The 19,069-nt window shown below is 68.9% G+C and carries 18 protein-coding genes; 16 read left to right on the forward strand and 2 right to left on the reverse strand.

What is annotated here, in order from left to right; all coding sequences use genetic code 11:
• The first annotated feature begins 68 nt into the window (after nt 1-68).
• Both dnaE and FB473_RS05810 read left to right on the forward strand, forming a co-directional pair.
• Nucleotides 69-3,584 carry a DNA polymerase III subunit alpha gene (gene dnaE, locus FB473_RS05805; protein WP_167165524.1) on the forward strand — a complete coding sequence of 1,172 codons (3,516 nt, stop codon included), beginning with the start codon at nt 69-71 and terminating at the stop codon, nt 3,582-3,584.
• Nucleotides 3,585-3,633: 49 nt separating this feature from the next.
• A complete protein-coding gene (locus tag FB473_RS05810) occupies nt 3,634-4,254 on the forward strand; it encodes a hypothetical protein (RefSeq protein ID WP_167165526.1) in 621 nt (206 codons plus the stop codon).
• Between the two features lie 58 nt (nt 4,255-4,312).
• Here the strand turns inward: FB473_RS05810 and ybaK are convergent, their stop codons facing one another.
• On the reverse strand, nt 4,313-4,810 hold the full coding sequence (gene ybaK, locus FB473_RS05815) for a Cys-tRNA(Pro) deacylase (RefSeq protein WP_167165528.1): 498 nt from the start codon (nt 4,808-4,810) through the stop codon (nt 4,313-4,315).
• 1 nt (nt 4,811) lies between these two features.
• Nucleotides 4,812-5,576 (reverse strand): DUF554 domain-containing protein, encoded by a 765-nt coding sequence (locus tag FB473_RS05820; protein ID WP_341770044.1) that lies wholly within the window; start codon nt 5,574-5,576, stop codon nt 4,812-4,814.
• 99 nt (nt 5,577-5,675) lie between these two features.
• On the opposite strand from FB473_RS05820, the gene hisD reads away from it, so the two are divergent.
• The 14 genes from hisD (at nt 5,676) to FB473_RS05890 (ending at nt 19,051) form a co-directional block, all read left to right on the forward strand.
• Nucleotides 5,676-6,986, forward strand: coding sequence for a histidinol dehydrogenase (hisD, locus tag FB473_RS05825; RefSeq protein WP_167165530.1), 1,311 nt, complete (start codon nt 5,676-5,678; stop codon nt 6,984-6,986).
• Entirely contained in the window at nt 6,983-8,155 is a 1,173-nt protein-coding gene (locus tag FB473_RS05830) for a histidinol-phosphate transaminase (protein WP_167165532.1), read from the forward strand. The genes hisD and FB473_RS05830 overlap by 4 nt, the downstream gene beginning before the upstream one ends.
• A 43-nt stretch (nt 8,156-8,198) precedes the next feature.
• The gene (gene hisB, locus FB473_RS05835) at nt 8,199-8,813 is read left to right on the forward strand and encodes an imidazoleglycerol-phosphate dehydratase HisB (protein WP_167165534.1); all 615 of its coding nucleotides are present in this window, start codon (nt 8,199-8,201) and stop codon (nt 8,811-8,813) included.
• Nucleotides 8,810-9,445 carry an imidazole glycerol phosphate synthase subunit HisH gene (hisH, locus tag FB473_RS05840; protein ID WP_167165536.1) on the forward strand — a complete coding sequence of 212 codons (636 nt, stop codon included), beginning with the start codon at nt 8,810-8,812 and terminating at the stop codon, nt 9,443-9,445. The genes hisB and hisH overlap by 4 nt, the downstream gene beginning before the upstream one ends.
• Before the next feature lie 9 nt (nt 9,446-9,454).
• A complete protein-coding gene (gene priA / locus FB473_RS05845) occupies nt 9,455-10,237 on the forward strand; it encodes a bifunctional 1-(5-phosphoribosyl)-5-((5-phosphoribosylamino)methylideneamino)imidazole-4-carboxamide isomerase/phosphoribosylanthranilate isomerase PriA (RefSeq protein WP_341770045.1) in 783 nt (260 codons plus the stop codon).
• Nucleotides 10,238-10,262: 25 nt separating this feature from the next.
• Complete coding sequence (locus FB473_RS05850) at nt 10,263-11,285, forward strand: GNAT family N-acetyltransferase (protein WP_167165538.1); 1,023 nt, start codon at nt 10,263-10,265, stop codon at nt 11,283-11,285.
• A 139-nt stretch (nt 11,286-11,424) separates the two neighbouring features.
• Entirely contained in the window at nt 11,425-12,225 is an 801-nt protein-coding gene (locus FB473_RS05855) for a YebC/PmpR family DNA-binding transcriptional regulator (RefSeq protein ID WP_167165540.1), read from the forward strand.
• A 192-nt stretch (nt 12,226-12,417) separates the two neighbouring features.
• Nucleotides 12,418-12,933 (forward strand): crossover junction endodeoxyribonuclease RuvC, encoded by a 516-nt coding sequence (gene ruvC / locus FB473_RS05860; RefSeq protein WP_167169159.1) that lies wholly within the window; start codon nt 12,418-12,420, stop codon nt 12,931-12,933.
• 22 nt (nt 12,934-12,955) lie between these two features.
• A complete protein-coding gene (gene ruvA, locus FB473_RS05865; RefSeq protein ID WP_167165541.1) occupies nt 12,956-13,567 on the forward strand; it encodes a Holliday junction branch migration protein RuvA in 612 nt (203 codons plus the stop codon).
• A gap of 12 nt (nt 13,568-13,579) precedes the next feature.
• Complete coding sequence (gene ruvB / locus FB473_RS05870) at nt 13,580-14,641, forward strand: Holliday junction branch migration DNA helicase RuvB (RefSeq protein WP_167165543.1); 1,062 nt, start codon at nt 13,580-13,582, stop codon at nt 14,639-14,641.
• Nucleotides 14,642-14,791: 150 nt separating this feature from the next.
• Nucleotides 14,792-15,451, forward strand: a complete 660-nt coding sequence (gene yajC, locus FB473_RS05875; protein ID WP_167165545.1) for a preprotein translocase subunit YajC — start codon at nt 14,792-14,794, stop codon at nt 15,449-15,451.
• A 15-nt stretch (nt 15,452-15,466) separates the two neighbouring features.
• The gene (secD, locus tag FB473_RS05880) at nt 15,467-17,293 is read left to right on the forward strand and encodes a protein translocase subunit SecD (protein ID WP_376837192.1); all 1,827 of its coding nucleotides are present in this window, start codon (nt 15,467-15,469) and stop codon (nt 17,291-17,293) included.
• Nucleotides 17,286-18,491 carry a protein translocase subunit SecF gene (gene secF, locus FB473_RS05885; protein ID WP_167165547.1) on the forward strand — a complete coding sequence of 402 codons (1,206 nt, stop codon included), beginning with the start codon at nt 17,286-17,288 and terminating at the stop codon, nt 18,489-18,491. Before secD ends, secF begins: the two co-directional genes overlap by 8 nt.
• An 8-nt stretch (nt 18,492-18,499) precedes the next feature.
• A complete protein-coding gene (locus tag FB473_RS05890) occupies nt 18,500-19,051 on the forward strand; it encodes an adenine phosphoribosyltransferase (RefSeq protein WP_167169167.1) in 552 nt (183 codons plus the stop codon).
• The last annotated feature ends 18 nt before the right edge of the window (nt 19,052-19,069 follow it).

Here is a 19,069-nt window from a genome sequence, read left to right on the forward strand (position 1 = left end):
CGCACCACCGATTTGTCGTGCGGCGCGGGTAGGGTGTTGCAGGTTCGGACGAAGGGGAAGGCTGAGGCATGGCGACCGGTTTCGTTCACTTGCACAACCACACCGATTTCTCGATGCTGGATGGTGCGGCCCGCGTGGATGACCTGATGGCCGAGGCGAAACGGCAGGGCATGCCCGCGCTGGCCATCACCGATCACGGCAACATGTTCGGGGCCTACGAGTTCTACAAGACGGCCAAGAAGTACGAGATCAATCCGATCATCGGCCTGGAGGCCTATCTCACTCCTGGCACGCCGCGCTGGGAACGCAAACGGGTCCAGTTCGGTGACGGTACCGGCGACGACGTCGCGGCCAAGGGCGCCTACACCCACATGACCATCTGGAGCGAGAACCGCGCCGGAATGCACAACCTGTTCAAGCTGTCGAGCCGCTCCAGCCTGGAGGGCTACTTCTACAAGCCGCGTGCCGACCGCGAACTCCTGTCCGAGTACCACGAAGGGTTGATCGCCACCAGCGGCTGCCCGTCGGGCGAGGTACAGACCTACTTGCGCCTGGGTATGTACGACAAGGCCGTCGCCTCGGCCGCGGAGTTCCAGTCGATCTTCGGGCGCGAGAACTTCTTCGTCGAGTTGATGGACCACGGCCTGTCCATCGAGCGCAGGGTCAGGGAGGACCTGGTCCGCCTCGCGCGCCAGATCGGTGCACCGCTGGTGGCCACCAACGACCTGCACTACGTACGCGCCGAGGACGCGCAGGCCCAGGACATCCTGCTCTGTGTCTCCTCCGGGTCGCGGCTGTCGGAGCCCAACCGCTTCAAGTTCGACGGGACGGGCTACTACCTGCGGTCGGCCGACGAGATGCGCACGCTGTTCAGCAACTACCCCGAGGCCTGTGACAGCACCCTGGCCATCGCCGAGCGCTGCGAGACGCATTTCGACGAGGGAAACGGCACGTTCATGCCGCAGTTCCCCGTGCCCGAGGGCCAGACGGAAGAGAGCTGGTTCCGTCACGAGGCCGAGGAAGGACTCGTCCGGCGCTACGGCGACCCGCTGCCCACGCACATCCGCGAGCGTGCCGACTACGAGATGGGCATCATCCTGCAGAAGGGCTACCCGGGCTACTACCTGGTGGTCGCCGACTACATCGGCTGGGCGAAGCGCCACGGCATCCGCGTCGGGCCCGGCCGAGGCTCGGGTGCAGGCTCGATCATCGCCTACGCCATGGGCATCACCGATCTCGACCCGTTGCCGTACGGCCTGCTGTTCGAGCGGTTCCTCAACCCGGAGCGACCGTCGTTGCCCGACTTCGACGTCGACTTCGACGAGCGTCGGCGCGACGAGGTGATCGAGTACGTCAGCCAGCGTTACGGACGCGACCACGTGGCCCAGATCGTCACCTACGGCACGATCAAGGCGAAGCAGGCGGTGAAGGATTCGGCGCGCGTCCTCGACAAGCCCTTCTCGGTCGGCGAGCGCATCACCAAGGCCATGCCGGCGGCGGTGATGGGCAAGGACGTGCCGCTCAAGCAGATCTTCAACTCCGAGCATCCCCGCTACGCCGAGGGCGGAGAGTTCCGGGAGCTGTACGAGGCCGATCCCGAGGTGCAGGAGGTGGTCACCACCGCTCAGGGCATCGAGGGACTGAAGCGTCAGTGGGGTGTGCACGCCTGCGGTGTCATCATGGGGTCGGTTCCGCTGACCGACGTGATCCCGGTGATGAAACGTGAGCAGGACGGCGCGATCATCACCCAGTTCGACTACCCCAGTGCGGAGTCGCTGGGCCTGGTCAAGATGGACTTCCTCGGGTTGCGGAACCTCACGGTCATCGGCGACGCCCTGCACAACATCAAGCGCAACCAGGGCGTCGAGGTCGCGCTGGAGACGATCCCGCTGGACGACCCGGCCACCTTCGAGCTGCTCCAGAGGGGCGACACCCTCGGCGTCTTCCAGCTGGACGGCGGGCCCATGCGGGCATTGCTGCGGTCCATGCGTCCCGACAAGTTCGAGGACATCTCCGCAGTCGGCGCTCTCTACCGGCCCGGGCCGATGGGCGCCGACTCCCACAACAAGTACGCGCGGCGCAAGACCGGCCGCGAGCCGGTGACCCCGATCCACCCGGAGCTCGCCGAGCCACTCGCCGACATCCTGGACGAGACCTACGGCCTGATCGTCTACCAGGAGCAGGTCATGGCGATCGCGCAGCGCCTGGCCGGCTACACGCTGGGCGCCGCAGACCTGCTCCGTCGCGTGATGGGCAAGAAGAAGAAGAAGGAGCTGGACGCCCAGTACGACCGGTTCAAGGACGGCATGCTCGAGCGGGGCTACTCCGAGAACGCCTTCCAGACGGTCTGGGACATCCTCGTCCCGTTCAGCGACTACGCGTTCAACAAGTCGCACTCGGCGGCCTACGGCCTGGTCAGCTACCAGACGGCATGGCTGAAGGCCAACTACCCGACCGAGTACATGGCGGCGTTGCTGCAGTCGGTGCGCAACGACAAGGACAAGTCGGCCGAGTACCTCGCCGAGTGCCGGCGTATGGGCATCCGCGTGCTGTCGCCCGACGTCAACGACTCCGAGGGCATGTTCACCGCCGTCGGCGAGGACATCCGTTTCGGCCTGACGGCCATCCGCAACGTCGGCTCGAACGTCGTGGACGCCATCGAGAGCGCCCGCATCGAGCACGGACGGGCGACGAGCTTCCATGGTTTCCTCGACAACATGCCGCTGGTGGTGTGCAACAAGCGAGTGATCGAGTCGTTGATCAAGGCCGGCGCGTTCGACTCTCTGGAGCACTCGCGGCGTGGCCTCATGGAGATCTACGAGGAAGCGATCGATCAGGTGGTCGAACTCAAGCGCAACGAGGAGCACGGCCAGGACAGCCTCCTGGGCAGCTTCGGGACCGACGAGCCCACCTCCGCGGTGATCCACACCCCGATCCCCGACGTGGAGGACTGGGACAAGCGCACCCGCCTGGCCTTCGAGCGCGAGATGCTCGGGCTGTATGTGTCGGATCATCCGCTCAATGGTCTCGAGCACGTCATCGCCACGGAGCGCAGCACGACGATCGCCGGGCTCAGCGAGCGCGGCGAGGCGGGCTCCACCCACACGATCTGCGGGATGATCACCCAGGTGCAGCGCCGTCAGACGCGGCAGGGGCGCATGTGGGCGACGATCGCGGTGGAGGACTTGGACGCCGCGGTCAACGTGTCGGTGTTCCCGAACGTCTACGACCAGGTGGCATCGGCCCTGGTGCCCGACTCGATCGTCCGGGTCAAGGGACGGCTCAGCGTGCGGGACGAGACGATCGAGATGCACGCCGACAGCGTGGTGGGGCTCGACCTCAGCTCGGACGAGTCGCGCCCGGTCGTGATCCAGCTACGTGCGAATCGCTGCACTCCGGCGGTCGTCGAGCGGTTGAGGGGAGTTCTCGGTGCGCATTCCGGGGCCACGGAGGTGCGCCTGCGTCTCGTGAGCCGCGAGAAGACCACCACCCTCAAGGTGGGCGACGAATGGCGGGTGACACCGTCGCAGCCTCTGATCGCCGACCTCAAGGCGCTGTTGGGTCCGTCCTGCCTCGCCGTCTAGAGTTGTCGCGAAATCGGCGGATCGGGAGCGTTGATGGCGAACCATGGTGATGGCAGGCGGTAGGGCCGGGCGCGTCCTCGGACGCGCCCGCGCACTCAAGGCATGGGCGGCCGCCTTCGCGGGGCCGACGTGGCGCCGTGCCCTGATCTTCGCCGGGGTCGTCGTCCTCGTCGGGGTTCTCGGCGGGCTGGTATGGCACGCGTACGTCACGTTGCCGGTGTACTCGGCCAGCGAGGACGGGACGGTCAAGATCACCGAGCGCGCACAGAGCCAGATCTTCGCCACCGACGCCCTGTTCATCATCATCGGCCTGCTGGCCGGGGTCGCCCTGGGTTTCATCGCCTGGCAGGCGTTCAAGTCGCTGGGATGGCCGGTCGGAGTGATCGCGGTCGGCGGCGGCCTGGCGGCGGCCCTCATCTGTTGGGGTGTGGGAGTGCTCCAGGGTCCGCAGGATTTCGCGCAGCGCGTGGCCGTCGCGCTCCCGGGGCAGTCGATACCCGTCGACTTCGAGCTCCACACCCCCTCGGCGGTTTTCGTCTGGGCACTGGGGGCGATCGTCCCGGTGATGCTCTACGCGAACCTCACCCGCGAGGACGATCCGGTGTGGTCCCACTCCCGGCGTGCGGTCGCGGCACGCGACGGGGAACCCGCGGAGACGCAGCGTCCCTGACCGCCGGTGACGCAACCCGGCGGGATCACCGGCCGTCGGACCGCGGTCGACTCGCTGCTCAGTCGCGGCCGATCTCGGCGTAGCGAGCCTTCAGCAACCCGACCAGGTCGTCCGGGGCCAGCTCGATCGACAGCCCGCGGCGGCCGCCGGACACGAGGATCGTCGCATGCGAGCGGGCGGACGCGTCCACGATCACCGGCATGCGCCGTTTCTGACCGATGGGCGAGATACCGCCCACCACGTAACCGGTGACCCGCTCCGCATCGGCGGGGTCGGCCATGGCTGCCTTCTTCGCCCCGGCTGCGTGCGCGAGTGCCTTGAGGTCGAGGTGGCCGCTCACCGGCACGACCGCGCACACCAGGGGATCGCCGCCGCCGGTGAGTTCGGCCACCAGCGTCTTGAACGTGCGTTCGGGATCGGTGCCGAGTTGCTCCACCGTCTCCTCGCCGAAGTGATGGTCGAGCGGGTCGTGCTCGTACTCGTGGGCGGTGAACCGGACGTGCGCGCGGGTCAGGGCAAGGGTGGCCGGCGTGCCGGCCGAGGCGTGACGTGCCATGTCACAGCACCATACTCGCGAGCCAGACGGCCACCGGTGTCACGATCAGGCCGGGGAGCATGTCGGCCACGCGCACGTTCTTGATGTCGAGCAGTCGGAGCCCCAGTCCGCCCAGGATGACGCCTCCCGCCACGGTGAGGGCGTCGATCTGTGCCAGGGGCAGCACGTCCCCGAGCGCCCAGCCGACGACGGTCAGCGCGCCCTGCAGCACCGCGACCGTGATGACCGAGGCCATCACACCCCCGCCCAGGGACGCCGCGAAGGCCATGGCCGCGAAGAAGTCGAGGCACGACTTGACCAGGAGTTGGTCGGGTCCGCGTCCGAGCCCGTCGTTGATCGCTCCGAGGAACGTGAGCGGGCCGACGCAGAAGATCAGGGATGCCGTGACGAATCCGTCGACGAAGCGGGCCTCGGCCTTGTGGGCGTCGATCTCGTCGCGCCCGCGGACCAGACGGCGGCGGAGGAACGCCCCGAGACCCGCGATGCGGTCCTCCAGCTTGAGCGCGGATCCGGCGATCGTCCCGAGCAGGAGCCCGATCATGATGACGATCGTGGCCGCGCTGCCGACCGCGTCCCCGAGATCGTCGCCGGCGAGTGGGACGATGGACGTGCCGGCGATGACCAGGGTCAACAGCCCCAGTGCATCGGTCACGGTGGTGCGTATGCGGGCGCTCAACCGGTCGCCGAAGAGCATACCGAGCCCCGATCCGGCCAGCACGGCGATCACGTTGACGATGGTGCCGAGGCCTATGATCTGGGTGGTCACACGCGTCATCCCATCACCTGGCGGCCGGACGTGTCGAGTTGCCGGGCCGCTGCGATGGTCGCGTGGCGCCTCGCGGCGGGCGGTCACTAGAATTGACGGGTGCTCAGTCTCATCGATCTGTCCTCGCAGCGTCTCGACGATTACTCCTCCGTGCTCCCGCGGGGGAAGTTCGACGTCGAGCATGCGGTCGAGACCGTGCGTCCCATCTGCGACGCGGTGCGCACCGAGGGTGAGGCGGCACTGAGGCGCTTCAGCGAGCAGTTCGACCATGTCGTCCCCGAGCGGCTTCGCGTCCCGGCCGAGGCGCTGGCCGCGGCACTCGACGGGCTCGATCCCGCTGTGCGTGAGGCGATCGAGATATCGATCGCCCGCCGGCGGGCCGTGTGTGAGGCGATCGAGAGCGAGGACGCCTGGCGCAGCATCGAGATCGTCCCCGGCGCCGTGGTCGGCAACCGGGTGGTGCCGGTCGGCCGGGTAGGTCTCTACGTGCCGGGTGGCCTGGCGCCGTTGGCGTCGAGCGTGGTCATGAACGTGGTGCCCGCCCAGGTCGCGGGCGTTCCTTCCCTGGCGGTGGCCACGCCTCCGCAGGCCGAGTTCGGCGGGCTGCCGCACCCGGTGACGCTCGCGGTGTGCGCGCTGCTCGGCGTGGACGAGGTGTACGCGGTCGGGGGTGCCCAGGCCATCGCGATGTTCGCCCACGGGGTCCCCGAGCTGTGCCGACGTGTCGACATGGTGACCGGCCCCGGGAACATCTACGTCGTCGCCGCCAAGCGCTTGCTGCGCGGTGTGGTGGGTATCGACGCCGAGGCGGGCCCGACCGAGATCGCGGTCCTCGCGGACGATTCCGCCGACCCGGCCTACGTGGCCGCCGACCTGATCAGCCAGGCCGAGCACGACCCGATGGCCGGATCGGTGCTGGTGACGACCAGCCGCGAACTCGCGGACGCCGTGCGGATCGAGGTCGCTCGACAGGTGGACCTGCTGGCAACCGCGGAGCGACTGAAGGTCGCGTTGACAGGGGATCAATCGGGGATCGTGCTCGTCGCCGACCTCGACCAGGGCCTGGCGGTGGTGGACGCCTACGCCGCCGAGCACCTCGAGATCCAGACGCGGGACGCCGCCTCGGTCGCCGAACGCGTGCACAACGCGGGCGCCATCTTCGTCGGATCGTGGTCGCCGGTGCCGCTGGGGGATTACAGCGCCGGGTCGACCCACGTGCTCCCGACCGGTGGGGCGGCGCGGTACTCGTCCGGGCTGACGGTGCGCAGCTTCAAACGGTCGATCCACGTGATCGACTACGACGCGGCCGCGCTGGCCGAGATCGGCCCGCATGTGGTCGACTTCGCTCATGCCGAACGGCTCCCGGGCCACGCCCGGGCTATCACGATCAGGACGGAGGAGGCCCGATGACCGGCGATCGTCCCGGTGCGGACACGCGCCCGGCAGCTGTCGACCCCGGCCGCAGGATCACGCTCGCCCAGTTGCCGCTTCGTCCCGAACTCGTGGGGGAGGAGCCGTACGGTGCTCCGCAACTCCAGGTGCCGGTGGCGCTGAACGTCAACGAGAACCCCTACCCGCCGAGTACGAGGATTCGCCTGCAGATGGCCGAGGCGATGCTCGAGGTCGCGCGCACGGTCAACCGGTACCCCGATCGGGAGGCGTTGGGGCTGCGCGGCGACCTCGCGTCCTACCTGGGCTTCGGGCTGAGCGCCGACAACGTCTGGGCGGCCAACGGCAGCAACGAGGTCATGACGCACCTGCTGCAGGCATTCGGCGGCCCGGGTCGCCTGCTCCTGGCTTTCACCCCCACGTACTCGATGTACCCCGAGTACGCCCGCAACACCCACACCGGTTACGTGACCGTGCCGCGCCGCGACGACTTCACCCTCGACGCGGATCTCATCGTCGGCGCGGTCGCCGAGCACCGGCCCGACATCGTGCTCATCTGCACGCCGAACAACCCGACCGGCACCCGCACCCCGGTGAGCGTCATCGCGGAGGTCTGCGAGCGCGTCGACTGCCTGGTGGTGGTGGACGAGGCCTATCAGGAGTTCGCCGAGGTGCCGGAGGACTCGGCGCTGGCGCTCCTGCCGCGGTTCGGGAAGCTCGTCGTCTCGCGGACGATGAGCAAGGCGTTCGCTCTGGCCGGCGGGCGGGTCGGCTACCTGGCCGCGGCTCCCGCGATCGTGGACGCGTGCCGCATCGTCCGGCTGCCCTATCATCTGTCGGCGCAGACGCAGGCCATGGCGCGGGTCGCCCTGGCCCACTCGCGGGAGATGCTCGCCCAGGTCGACAAGCTGCGCGACCAGTGCCAGCAGGTACAGGTGTGGCTGAAGGCGCACGGGTTCGAGGTCGTGCCCAGCCAGTCGAACTTCTGTCTGTTCGGCCGGTTCCTCGACCGACACGCCGCGTGGCAGGCGTTGCTCGACCGCGGCGTCCTCATCCGCGAGGTGGGGCCGGCCGGGTTCCTGCGTGTGTCGGCCGGGACTCCCGCCGAGATGGCAGCCTTCCGCGACGCCCTGACCGCCATCCGGCCCGATCACCCCGTGGCCGCGTTCGGCGAACCGATCCCCGCCTGAGGCTCGCCTCCGCCCATCCGTCACTCAAACAGGAGGTTCCCTGATGAGCACCAACCGCGTCGCCGAGGTGCACCGCGTCACGAGCGAGTCGGACGTCACCGTTCGGCTCGATCTGGACGGCACGGGTGCGTCCGAGATCAGCACGGGCATCGGCTTCTACGACCACATGCTGACCGCGCTGAGCAAGCACTCGCTGGTCGACCTGGAGGTCACGACCATCGGCGACGTGGAAGTGGACGGGCACCACAGTATCGAGGACACGGCCATCGCGATCGGCCAGGGGCTGGCCAGTGCGCTGGGCGACAAGCGCGGCATCGCGAGGTTCGGGGACGCGATCGTCCCGCTGGACGAGGCGCTCGCCCAGTGCGTCGTCGACGTGGCCGGGCGCCCGTATGCCGTGGTCACCGGTGAGCCAGAGGCGCAGGTGTACGCCCGGATCGGCGGCACCCAGCCGCTGTACGCCGGATCGATGACCCGGCACGTCTTCGAGTCACTGGCCCTGAACGCGGGCCTGTGCGTCCACCTGACGCTGCTCGCGGGACGGGAACCCCACCACATCGTCGAAGCCCAGTTCAAGGCGTTCGCCCGGGCGTTGCGCCGGGCGATCGAGCCCGATCCGCGGGTGACCGGCATCCCGAGCACGAAGGGTGCGTTGTGAACGCCAAGCGCGTCGGTGTGCTCGACTACGGCTCGGGCAACCTGCATTCGGCCTGCCGGGCACTCGAGGCCGCGGGCGCCAGTGTCGTGCTCAGCTCACGAGCCGCCGAACTGCGGCCCCTGGACGCACTCGTCGTCCCCGGGGTGGGCGCGTTCGAGGCCTGCATGCGGCAGTTGGTCGCCGTGGGAGGCGACGACCTGGTGCGCGAGTGGGTGGCATCGGAACGCGACCTCCTCGGGATCTGCGTCGGCCACCAGGTGCTGTTCGCACACGGGGTCGAGCACGGCGTCAGCGCCGAGGGCATCGGGACCTTTCCCGGCACGGTGGAAAGGCTCGCCTCGCCGCGCCTGCCGCACATGGGCTGGAACCTCGTGGACACCGGCGGGTACGACGGGGTCTTCGACGGCGTCGCGGACCAGCGGTTCTACTTCGTCCACTCGTACGCGGCACACGAACACGACGCTCAGGGCGTCGCCTGCCTGCCCTCCGACGCCCACGTCGCCGTGACGGAGCACGAGGGAGACCGTTTCGTGGCAGCCGTCCAGTGGCACGGGGTGACCAGCACACAGTTCCACCCGGAGAAGTCGGGGGCCGCAGGGGCCTGTCTGCTCCGGGCTTGGCTGATGGGTTAGGGTCATTACGTGGCAACGACAATCCATGAGGATGCGCCCGCCGGCGGTGCCCACCTGCTCCTGCTCCCCGCTGTGGATGTGCAGGCTGGCAAGGCAGTTCAGCTGGTGCAGGGCGAGGCTGGCACCGAACGGGTGTTCGGGGAGCCCCTGGAGGCGGCCACCCGTTGGCAGGACGAGGGTGCGGAGTGGCTCCATCTCGTCGACCTGGATGCCGCCTTCGGGCGGGGGAGCAACGCCGAGGCGATCGCCGAGGTGGTCTCCACCATGCACATCAATGTCGAGCTGTCGGGTGGCATCCGGGACGACGCGTCCCTCGAACGAGCCCTGGCGACCGGGGCCCGCCGCGTGAACGTGGGCACGGCCGCACTCGAGAATCCGGAATGGTGTGAGCGCATCATCGCCTCGTACGGTGATCGCATCGCCATCGGCCTCGACGTGCGTGGCCAGAAGCTAGCGGCACGGGGCTGGACCGAGTCGGGTGGCGATGTCTTCGAGACGGTCAAGCGCATGACGGATGCCGGCTGCGAGCGGTTCGTCGTCACCGACGTGGCCTCCGACGGCATGTTGACCGGCCCGAACTTCGAGCTCCTGGGCGCCGTGTGCGCGCGGACGACGGCCCGGGTGGTCGCCAGCGGTGGCATCTCGTCCCTGGAGGACATCCGCATGCTCCGCGGCCTCGTGCCGATCGGGGTGGAGGGCGCCATCATCGGCACCGCTCTCTACGTGGGCAACTTCACGCTCGGGGAGGCCCTGGCCGAGGCTGGGAGCCTCCAGCCCGACGCCGGTCGATAGCCCGCTCGGTAGTCTGTGAGCCGCCATGAGCGAGCAGCCGTCCTGGAGTGAGGCCATCGTCGAGGGAAGCCTCGACTGGTCGTTCCTGAAGCGCGACGACCTCTACGAGATCGCCGAGCTGTGCGCCGCGATCGCCTACATCGACGATCCGGCGCAGCCGAGAGATCTTGCCGACCTGTTGCGCGACTACGACATGCCCCATGCCCACGCCGATGTGCACGCGGTGGTGGGCCGCGACGGGGGCGGGACGATCGTCGCCTACGCCTGGAACCACATCAGCCCGTCGAACAGCCCGCTGCCCCACGTGTGGATGGAGTTCGGCGTCCATCCCGCCTGGCGTTACCACAAGATCGGGCTCCGCCTGGTCGAGTGGGCGATCGATCGTGCCCGCGTGTGGTACCGGCACATCCGCCAGGCCCATCCGGGCATCGGGCCGTTGTGGGCGGGTGCCGCGGTGGACGAGTCGTCCCGGGTCGCCGACGATCTGCGTGAGAACGGCACCCTGGCCCCGCAGCGCTGGTACTTCGACGCGCACCGATCCCTGATGGACTCGCCGCTGCCGTCGGCCCCGGTGCCGTCCGGCATCGAGTTGCGGATCTTCGATCCTGAGTGGTCGGAAAAGGTGCGGCGCGCGCACAACGACGCCTTCAGTACGCGGCGCGGTGCCCACGACGTGGGCGAGGAACAGTGGGAGGCCTCACTGGCCAGGCCCGACTTCCGGCCCCGGTGGTCGTGGATCGCGGTCGACACGACGGCCGAGACGCCGGAGGTCGTCGGGTATGCGCTGAACAGCGAGATCCATGACTCCGAGACGGGCTGGCGTGAGGGCTGGACGGAGCGCTTCGGCGTCTGCCCGCGTAACAGGAGGGCCGGGCTGGGGCGTTCCCTGCTGGTGGCGTCCATGCGTACTTTCGTGGAACAGGGCTGCACCCTGGCGGGGGTGGGCGTCGACACCGACGATCCGTCCCGCGCCGAGCGTCTGTTCGGGACGCTCGGTTACACCTTCGACGATCGGGTCGTGCTGTTCGGCAGGTCGTTCTCCGACTGAGGTCGGCGGCCGTCTCGATCGTGCTCCCGAGCGTGTCGAAGGATTCCGTGTTCCCCGACATGAACCGGCAGGGGTGTTTCACGTCGATGACCCGCGTCGACTACACTGTCCACGGTTCGGAGCAGGATAGGGGAGTTGCATGAGTGGGCATTCCAAGTGGGCCACCACCAAGCACAAGAAGGCGGCCATCGATGCCAAGCGCGGCAAGCTGTTCGCCAAGCTGATCAAGAACATCGAGGTCGCGGCGCGCGTCGGCGGTGGCGATCCTGCTGGGAACCCGACTCTTTACGACGCCATCCAGAAGGCGAAGAAGAGTTCGGTGCCCAACGACAACATCGATCGCGCCGTCAAGCGCGGCTCCGGTGAGGGCTCCGAAGCGGTCAACTACGAGTCGATCATGTACGAGGCCTACGGGCCGGCCGGCGTGGCGATCCTCATCGAATGCCTCACCGACAACCGCAACCGTGCGATCTCCGATGTGCGTGTGGCCGTCACCCGCAACGGCGGGACGATGGCCGACGGCGGCTCGGTGCAGCGGCTGTTCGCGCGCAAGGGAGTCGTGACCGTCGGCGTCCAGCAGGAGACACCCGGCGAGGGACGCAAGACCACGACGCGCACGATCACCGAGGACGACCTGCTGGAAGCCACGCTGGAGGCCAACGCGGAGGACATCGAAGAGGTCGGTGATGTCTTCGAGGTGACCAGCGACCCCAACGACATGGTCGAGGTGCGCAAGGCGGTTCAGGCCGCGGGCATCGACTACGACGCGGCCGACGTGCAGTTCGTGGCCAGCTTCGACCAGATCATCGATCGGGTCGAGGACGCGGAGAAGCTCGATCGGATCGTGGACGCGCTGGAGGATCTCGACGACGTCCAGAACGTCTTCACCAACGCCGACTACAGCGACGAGGTGCAGGCCGCGCTGGAGGCGGAGGACTGAGCCCCCGGGCCGCGCGGCGCCGTCGAGCCCGGCCGCCTCGGCGCGCCTGGGAATCGGGGACACCGTCGGCCTCTAGAATCCGAACATGTGTTCGGGTCGGCGGACGCGTCCCTGGCCGGGGACGCGTGTCGAGCAGCCGGTGAGCCTGATGGGCCCGACGGGTCCGATGAGGGGGTGCGGTTCGTGCGGGTGATGGGTGTCGATCCCGGGTTGACCCGCTGCGGCGTCGGCGTCATCGACGGCGCGGCCGGGGCCCCGCCCCGACTGGTGGACGTCGGAGTCGTCCGCACACCGAGCGACCTCGATCACGCGTTGCGCCTGCTGGCCATCGAGCGTGGGTTGGAGGAATGGACCACGCGCCTGCGTCCGGACGCTGTCGCGGTGGAGCGTGTGTTCGCCCAGCACAACCTCATGACCGTGGCGGGCACCGCCCAGGCGGCCGGAATCGCGATGCTCGTCGCGGCCCGGCACGGCATACCCGTCGTCCTGCACACGCCGTCGGAGGTCAAGGCCGCGATCACCGGTTCCGGCCGCGCCGACAAGGCGCAGGTCGGGACGATGGTGGCGCGTGTGCTCCACCTGTCGGAGCCCCCGAAGCCCGCGGACGCCGCGGACGCCGTCGCGCTCGCCCTGTGTCACCTGTGGCGGGGCGGTTCGGTCAACAGATACGCCGCGGCCGTGAAGGCCCACGAGGCGGTCCGCAGGTGACCGCGAGGACGCGAGGACCACGATGATCGCCCAGCTCACCGGGAAGCCCGCCGCGCTCGGCCCGAACTGGGTCGTCCTCGACGTCGGAGGGGTCGGGTTCCGCGTGCAGTGCACCCCGGTCACCGCGGCGGGACTGCGCCCGTCCGAGTCGGCGACACTGGCGACGTCCCTGATCGTCCGCCAGGAGGCGCTGACGCTCTACGGGTTCGCGAGCGCCTCCGAGCGCGACGTGTTCGAACTCCTGCAGGTGGCCAGCGGCGTCGGGCCCAGGATCGCACTGGCGGCACTGAGCGTCCTCACCCCCGACCAGTTGGCGCGGGCGATCCAGGCCGAGGACCTCGCCGCTCTCACCAAGGTCCCCGGCATCGGCCGCAAGGGTGCGGAGAAGATCGTGGTGGAGTTGCGCGACCGGGTCGCGTCCCTGGTCACCGAGCCGGATGATCGGCCCCGGGTCGCCAGCCTGGCGGACGAGCCCTGGCGGGCACAGGTGAGTGCGGGTCTTCAGGGCCTCGGCTGGTCGCAGCGGGACGCGGAGCAGGCCTGCGACCGGGTCGCCGCGCTGGTGGACGACGACCCGGACGTGAGCCTGGCGACGCTGATGAAGGCGGCGCTGCAATCGCTGGCCCGGGTGTGAGCGGGTGATCCGATGACCCCACGCGAGGATGAGACCGAGGCCGCCAGGACCTCTCCGGTGGACCCCTGGCCCACGCCGGACGAGCGGGCGGCCGACGCGACCCTTCGCCCCGGCACCCTGAGCGAGTTCGAGGGCCAGCCGCGCGTCGTGGACCAACTCGGGCTGGTGCTCGAGGCCGCGAGGCACCGGGGGCACACCCCCGACCATGTGCTGCTGTCCGGGCCGCCGGGCCTGGGCAAGACGACGCTGGCCATGATCATCGCCACCGAGATGGGCGCACCCCTGCGTATCACCTCGGGGCCGGCGATCCAGCACGCGGGCGACCTCGCGGCCATCCTGTCGGGGCTCACCGAGGGCGAGGTGCTGTTCCTCGACGAGATCCATCGGATGAGCCGGCCCGCGGAGGAGATGCTCTATCTGGCGATGGAGGACTTCCGCGTCGACGTCGTCGTCGGCAAGGGACCGGGCGCGACGGCCATCCCGATCGAGATCCCGCCGTTCACCCTGGTCGGCGCCACGACCAGGGCCGGGCTGCTGCCGGGACCGCTGCGCGACAGGTTCGGGTTCACCGCCCAGCTCGACTTCTACGAGGCCGCCGACCTCGAACGCATCGTCGTGCGGTCGGCCGCCCGGCTCGGCATCGAGGTGGACGACGCGTCCGCCGCCGAGATCGCACGCCGGTCGCGTGGGACGCCCCGGATCGCCAACAGGCTGCTGAGGCGCGTCCGCGACTACGCGCAGGTGCACAACGGCGGAGCCGTGACGCTGGAGTTGTCCCGGGGCGCTCTGGAACTGTACGAGGTCGATCCGCTCGGGCTCGACCGGCTCGACCGGGCCGTGCTCGAGGCCATCTGCCGCAAGTTCGGCGGGGGACCGGTCGGGGTGTCGACCCTGGCCATCAGCGTCGGGGAGGAGACCGAGACCATCGAGGAGGTCGCCGAACCGTTCCTGGTGCGCCTGGGTTTCATCATGCGTACCCCGCGCGGCCGGATCGCCACCCCGGCAGGATGGCGCCACATCGGGTTGGTTCCGCCCGATCGGTCGGGTGGCGCGCAGCCCGACCTGTTCGCCTGACGGCTCCGAGCCTGTGGGTCGGCTGTGGCTCCCGGGCTCGAATGCCGGGATGGCGTGAGGACTCGGTAGTATCGGTGCGGTGCGTCGTCCGTGCGGCGTGGCCGAGAAAATCTCCGAACCGAACGGTTCTGCTCCAGTTAGGTGCTGCATATGGAACTGCTGATCATCATGGTCGTCTTCATCGGCCTGATGTACGTGCTGATGGTGCTTCCCCAGAAGAGAAAGGCGGATCAGCAGAAGAAGCTGCTGAACGAGATCCAGCCGGGCACCCGGGTCATGCTCAACACCGGCATGTTCGGGACGGTCAGGGTCACCGGTGACCAGCAGATGGTCGTCGAGTTGGCCCCAGGGGTCGAGGTCACCGTCGTGAAGCAGGCGGTCCTCCGCACGACGACCGCCGACGAGGAGGAGTTCGAGTACTCGGATCCGGACGCGGTGACCACCGGAGACCAGGACGCCGACGTCGAGGACGCGTCGGTGGCCGACGACGATCAGCTGTGGCAGCTGAACCCCGAGGACGCCGCCGGCGTCGAAGCCGTCCAGGTCGGCGACGATCAGGAGACCGACATCCCGGCAGCGGTCGTCGACACCGATCCCGAGCAGCCCTCCGATGTGGCGCCCGCCACCGCCGATGCGGCCTACACGCCGAACTACACCGAGCCGACCTACATCGAGCCGGCCTACACGCCGGCAGACGCCGAGCCGGTCGGCACCGAGCACACCGACACGGCCGAGGACATCGCCGATCAGACAAGCGCATCGTCCGGCGACAAGGGCCCGGACGACAGCGAAACCCGCCCGGCCCGCTGACGGGGGCGCATCCGAGTGGCCACGACCAATGACTACAAGCCGGGACGCATGCTCCTGGCGTTCGCGGCGATCGTCTGCCTGCTGTACGCGCTGATGGCGGTCGTCGGCTCCTGGACCCCACGCCTGGGCCTCGATCTGCGGGGTGGTACGACCATCACGCTGACGGCGGCTGCCTCCGACGGAGGAGGCGACGTCCCCCGGGAGAACCTGGAGATGGCGCGGACCATCATCCAGAAGCGAGTCGACTCCCTCGGCGTGGGCGAGGCGTCCGTCACGATCCAGGGCGACAACCAGATCGAGGTCGCGGTCCCCAATGTCAACAGCGACGAGCTCGTCGAGCTCGTCGGCAGCACGGCCCAGCTGAGCTTCCGGCCGGTCATCGCCGTGCAGCAGGTCGAATCGTCCACCGCCTCCGCATCGCCGAGCGCGTCGTCATCCTCGTCCGCATCATCGGACGAGACGGCGTCGTCGGGCGAGACATCGAGTTCGGAGACCTCGGCCCCGTCGTCGTCGGCCACCTCGTCCAGCGAGGCCACATCCGCCCCGGCCAGCACGGCCGAGCGTCGTCCCGTGCCGGCACTTCCGACCGAGCCGCCGACTCCGTACAGCCCCAGGCCGACCACGCCCGGGACCGAGGAGCAGACTCTCGACGAGAAGCTGGGCTACACGCCGACCGAGCAGGACGCCGAGGAGTTCTACGCGTTCCAGTGCGGTGACGACTTCCCCGACGTGAGCGATCAGCCGCTCATCGCCTGCAGCCAGGACGGCACCGCGAAGTACTTCCTCGGGCCGGTCATCATCGACGGCGACCAGGTCACCGACGCGACGGCCGGAGTTCCGCAGGGTCAGCTGACCTGGGTGGTGTCGCTGTCGTTCGACGACGAGGGATCGCAGACCTTCGCGGACGCCACCGAGGCACTCTCGGCGAACCAGTCGCCGCAGAACCAGTTCGCGATCGTCCTCGACGGTGAAGTCGTCTCGGCGCCGTCGGTGAGCGAGCAGATCACAGGTGGCCAGGCCCAGATCAGCGGCGGGAGCATCACCGAGGACAGTGCCCGGTCGCTGGCCTCCACGCTGCGTTACGGCGCCCTGCCGATCGAGTTGGAGACCAGCTCGGTGGACACCGTGTCGCCCACGCTGGGCGGCAACCAGATGACGGCGGGCATCATCGCCGGCATCATCGGCCTGAGCCTCGTCGTGGCCTACAGCCTGATCTACTACCGGGGCCTCACCGTGGTCGTGGTCGGGTCGCTCGTCGCAGCGGCGATCGTGACCTACGCCGTCATGGTGTTGCTCGGGTCGGCGGTGGGCTTCGCCCTGAACCTGCCGGGCATCGCCGGCGCGATCGTGGCCATCGGCGTGACGGCGGACTCCTTCATCGTCTACTTCGAACGGATACGTGACGAGATCCGCGACGGGCACAGTCTGCGCCATTCGATCGAATCAGGCTGGCACAAGGCACGGAACACGATCCTCATGGCCGATGGCGTGCAACTGCTCGCGGCGGTCGTCCTGTACGCGCTGGCCTTCGGCAGCGTCAAGGGCTTCGCGTTCACGCTGGGCATCACCACGGCCATCGACCTGTTCCTCGTCGTGTTCTTCAGCCACCCGATGATGACCATCCTCGGCCGGACGCGGTTCTTCGGCGAGGGACACAAGTGGTCCGGGTTCGACCCCGAGCACCTGGGGGTGTCCCGGGCGTCCATGCTCGGACGACGGGCCAGCTCGCGCAGACGTACGCGTCCCGACACGACCGGGGGTGCGTCCGCGAGACGCTCGGGCACGACCACCACCGCCGGCGGCCCGACGGACAACACGACCAAGGAGGCCGCCGATGAGTGACACGATGACCCGGACGGACAAGCCGTCCCCGTCGTTCTCGCACCGCCTCTACACCGGTGACTTCGAGTTCGACTTCATGAAGCATCGGCGCGCCTGGTACACCTTCAGCGCGGTGCTGATCCTGATCTCGCTCCTGGCCGTCGGCCTGCGGGGTCTCAACCTGGGCATCGAGTTCGTCGGCGGGTCGGTCTTCCAGGCACCCGCCCAGGTGCAGTCCGACACGATCGACCGCTTCACCGCGGCCGTCGACGACGCGGGGGTCTCCGAGCTGGACGCCCAGGTCAACAGCGTCGGCTCCGACACCGTCCGTGTCCAGACCCGGAGCCTGACCAACGAGGAGGTCACCGAGGTACGAGCGGCGATCGCCGACGAGGCGGGGGTCTCGCAGGACGACGTCGCCTACAGCCTCATCGGGCCGTCCTGGGGCGAACAACTCACCAAGCAGGCCCTGGGTGCCCTGGTCGTCTTCCTTGTCCTGGTCGGGTTGCTGATCTGGATCTACTTCCGTGAGTGGAAGATGTCGGTGTCGGCCCTGATCGCGCTGGCCCACGACCTCATCGTGACCGTCGGCCTGTACGCGCTGGTCGGCTTCTCCGTGATGCCGTCCACGGTGATCGCCGTGCTGACGATCCTCGGCTATTCGCTGTACGACACGGTCGTGGTCTTCGACATGGTGCGGGAGAAGACCCGCGACATCAAGAGCCAGCAGCGCACCTACACGCAGGCGGCGAACGCGGCCATCAACCAGGTGCTCGTCCGGTCGATCAACACGACGATCATCGCGGTGCTTCCCGTGATCGCCATCCTGGTGGCGGGCGTGGTCGTGCTCGGCGGCGACGGGCCGCTGGCCGATCTCGGCCTGGCGATGCTGATCGGCATGGTGTCGGGTGCCTATTCCTCGATCTTCCTCGCCACCCCGCTGCTGGCCCACCTGCGCGAACGTGAGCCCGAGATGCGCCGCCACCGGGCGGCCCTCGAGAAGAACCGCACTCGGGCTCGGGCTCGGGTGAGCGCGGCGGTGACGGACGCGGAGGTCTCTCCCGCGAGCATGCCGCTCGCGGCGACCCCGGCATCGGGCACGTTGGAGTTCGCCGAGGAGGAGGTGCCTGTCCCGGTCGTGGACGACGTCCTCGACCCGGACGAGACCCAGTCCAGGAACCAGCCGAGGAAGAGCTCGCGTTCGAACAGGAAGAAGTGATGGAGCCCATGAAGCCCGAGACGTCCGACCCCCGTGTGGAGCATGCCGCGAGCCTGATCCGCAACGTGCCCGACTTCCCCAAGCCCGGGATCCAGTTCAAGGACATCACGCCCCTGCTCGGGGACTCGGGTGCGTTCGAGGGCGTCATCGACGTCCTCGCGGAGTCGGCTCCCGCGGGCATCGACGCGGTGTGCGGTGTGGAGTCCCGTGGCTTCCTGTTCGGAGCCCCGCTCGCTCTGCGGCTCGGGGTCGGGTTCGTGCCGATTCGCAAGCCGGGCAAGCTGCCGGGCACCGTGGTGGAGGAGCACTTCGACCTCGAGTACGGCTCGAGTGTGCTGGCCATGCACATCGACGGGATCCAGGCCGGCCAGCGCGTGCTGCTGGTCGACGACCTGCTCGCCACGGGGGGCACATTGTGCGCCTCCGGCAAGCTGATCCATCGGCTGGGGGCCGAGGTGGCGCAGGTTCAGGTGGTCATCGAGCTGGCCGATCTCGGCGGACGCGCCAACCTCGCCACGTGCGGACTAAACGAGGTGCTGGCGTTGTTACAAACCCCGTAAGGCGGGCGACCGAGCCGA

Origin of the sequence: Brooklawnia cerclae (genome assembly GCF_011758645.1) — a bacterium.
Lineage (GTDB): Bacteria > Actinomycetota > Actinomycetes > Propionibacteriales > Propionibacteriaceae > Brooklawnia > Brooklawnia cerclae.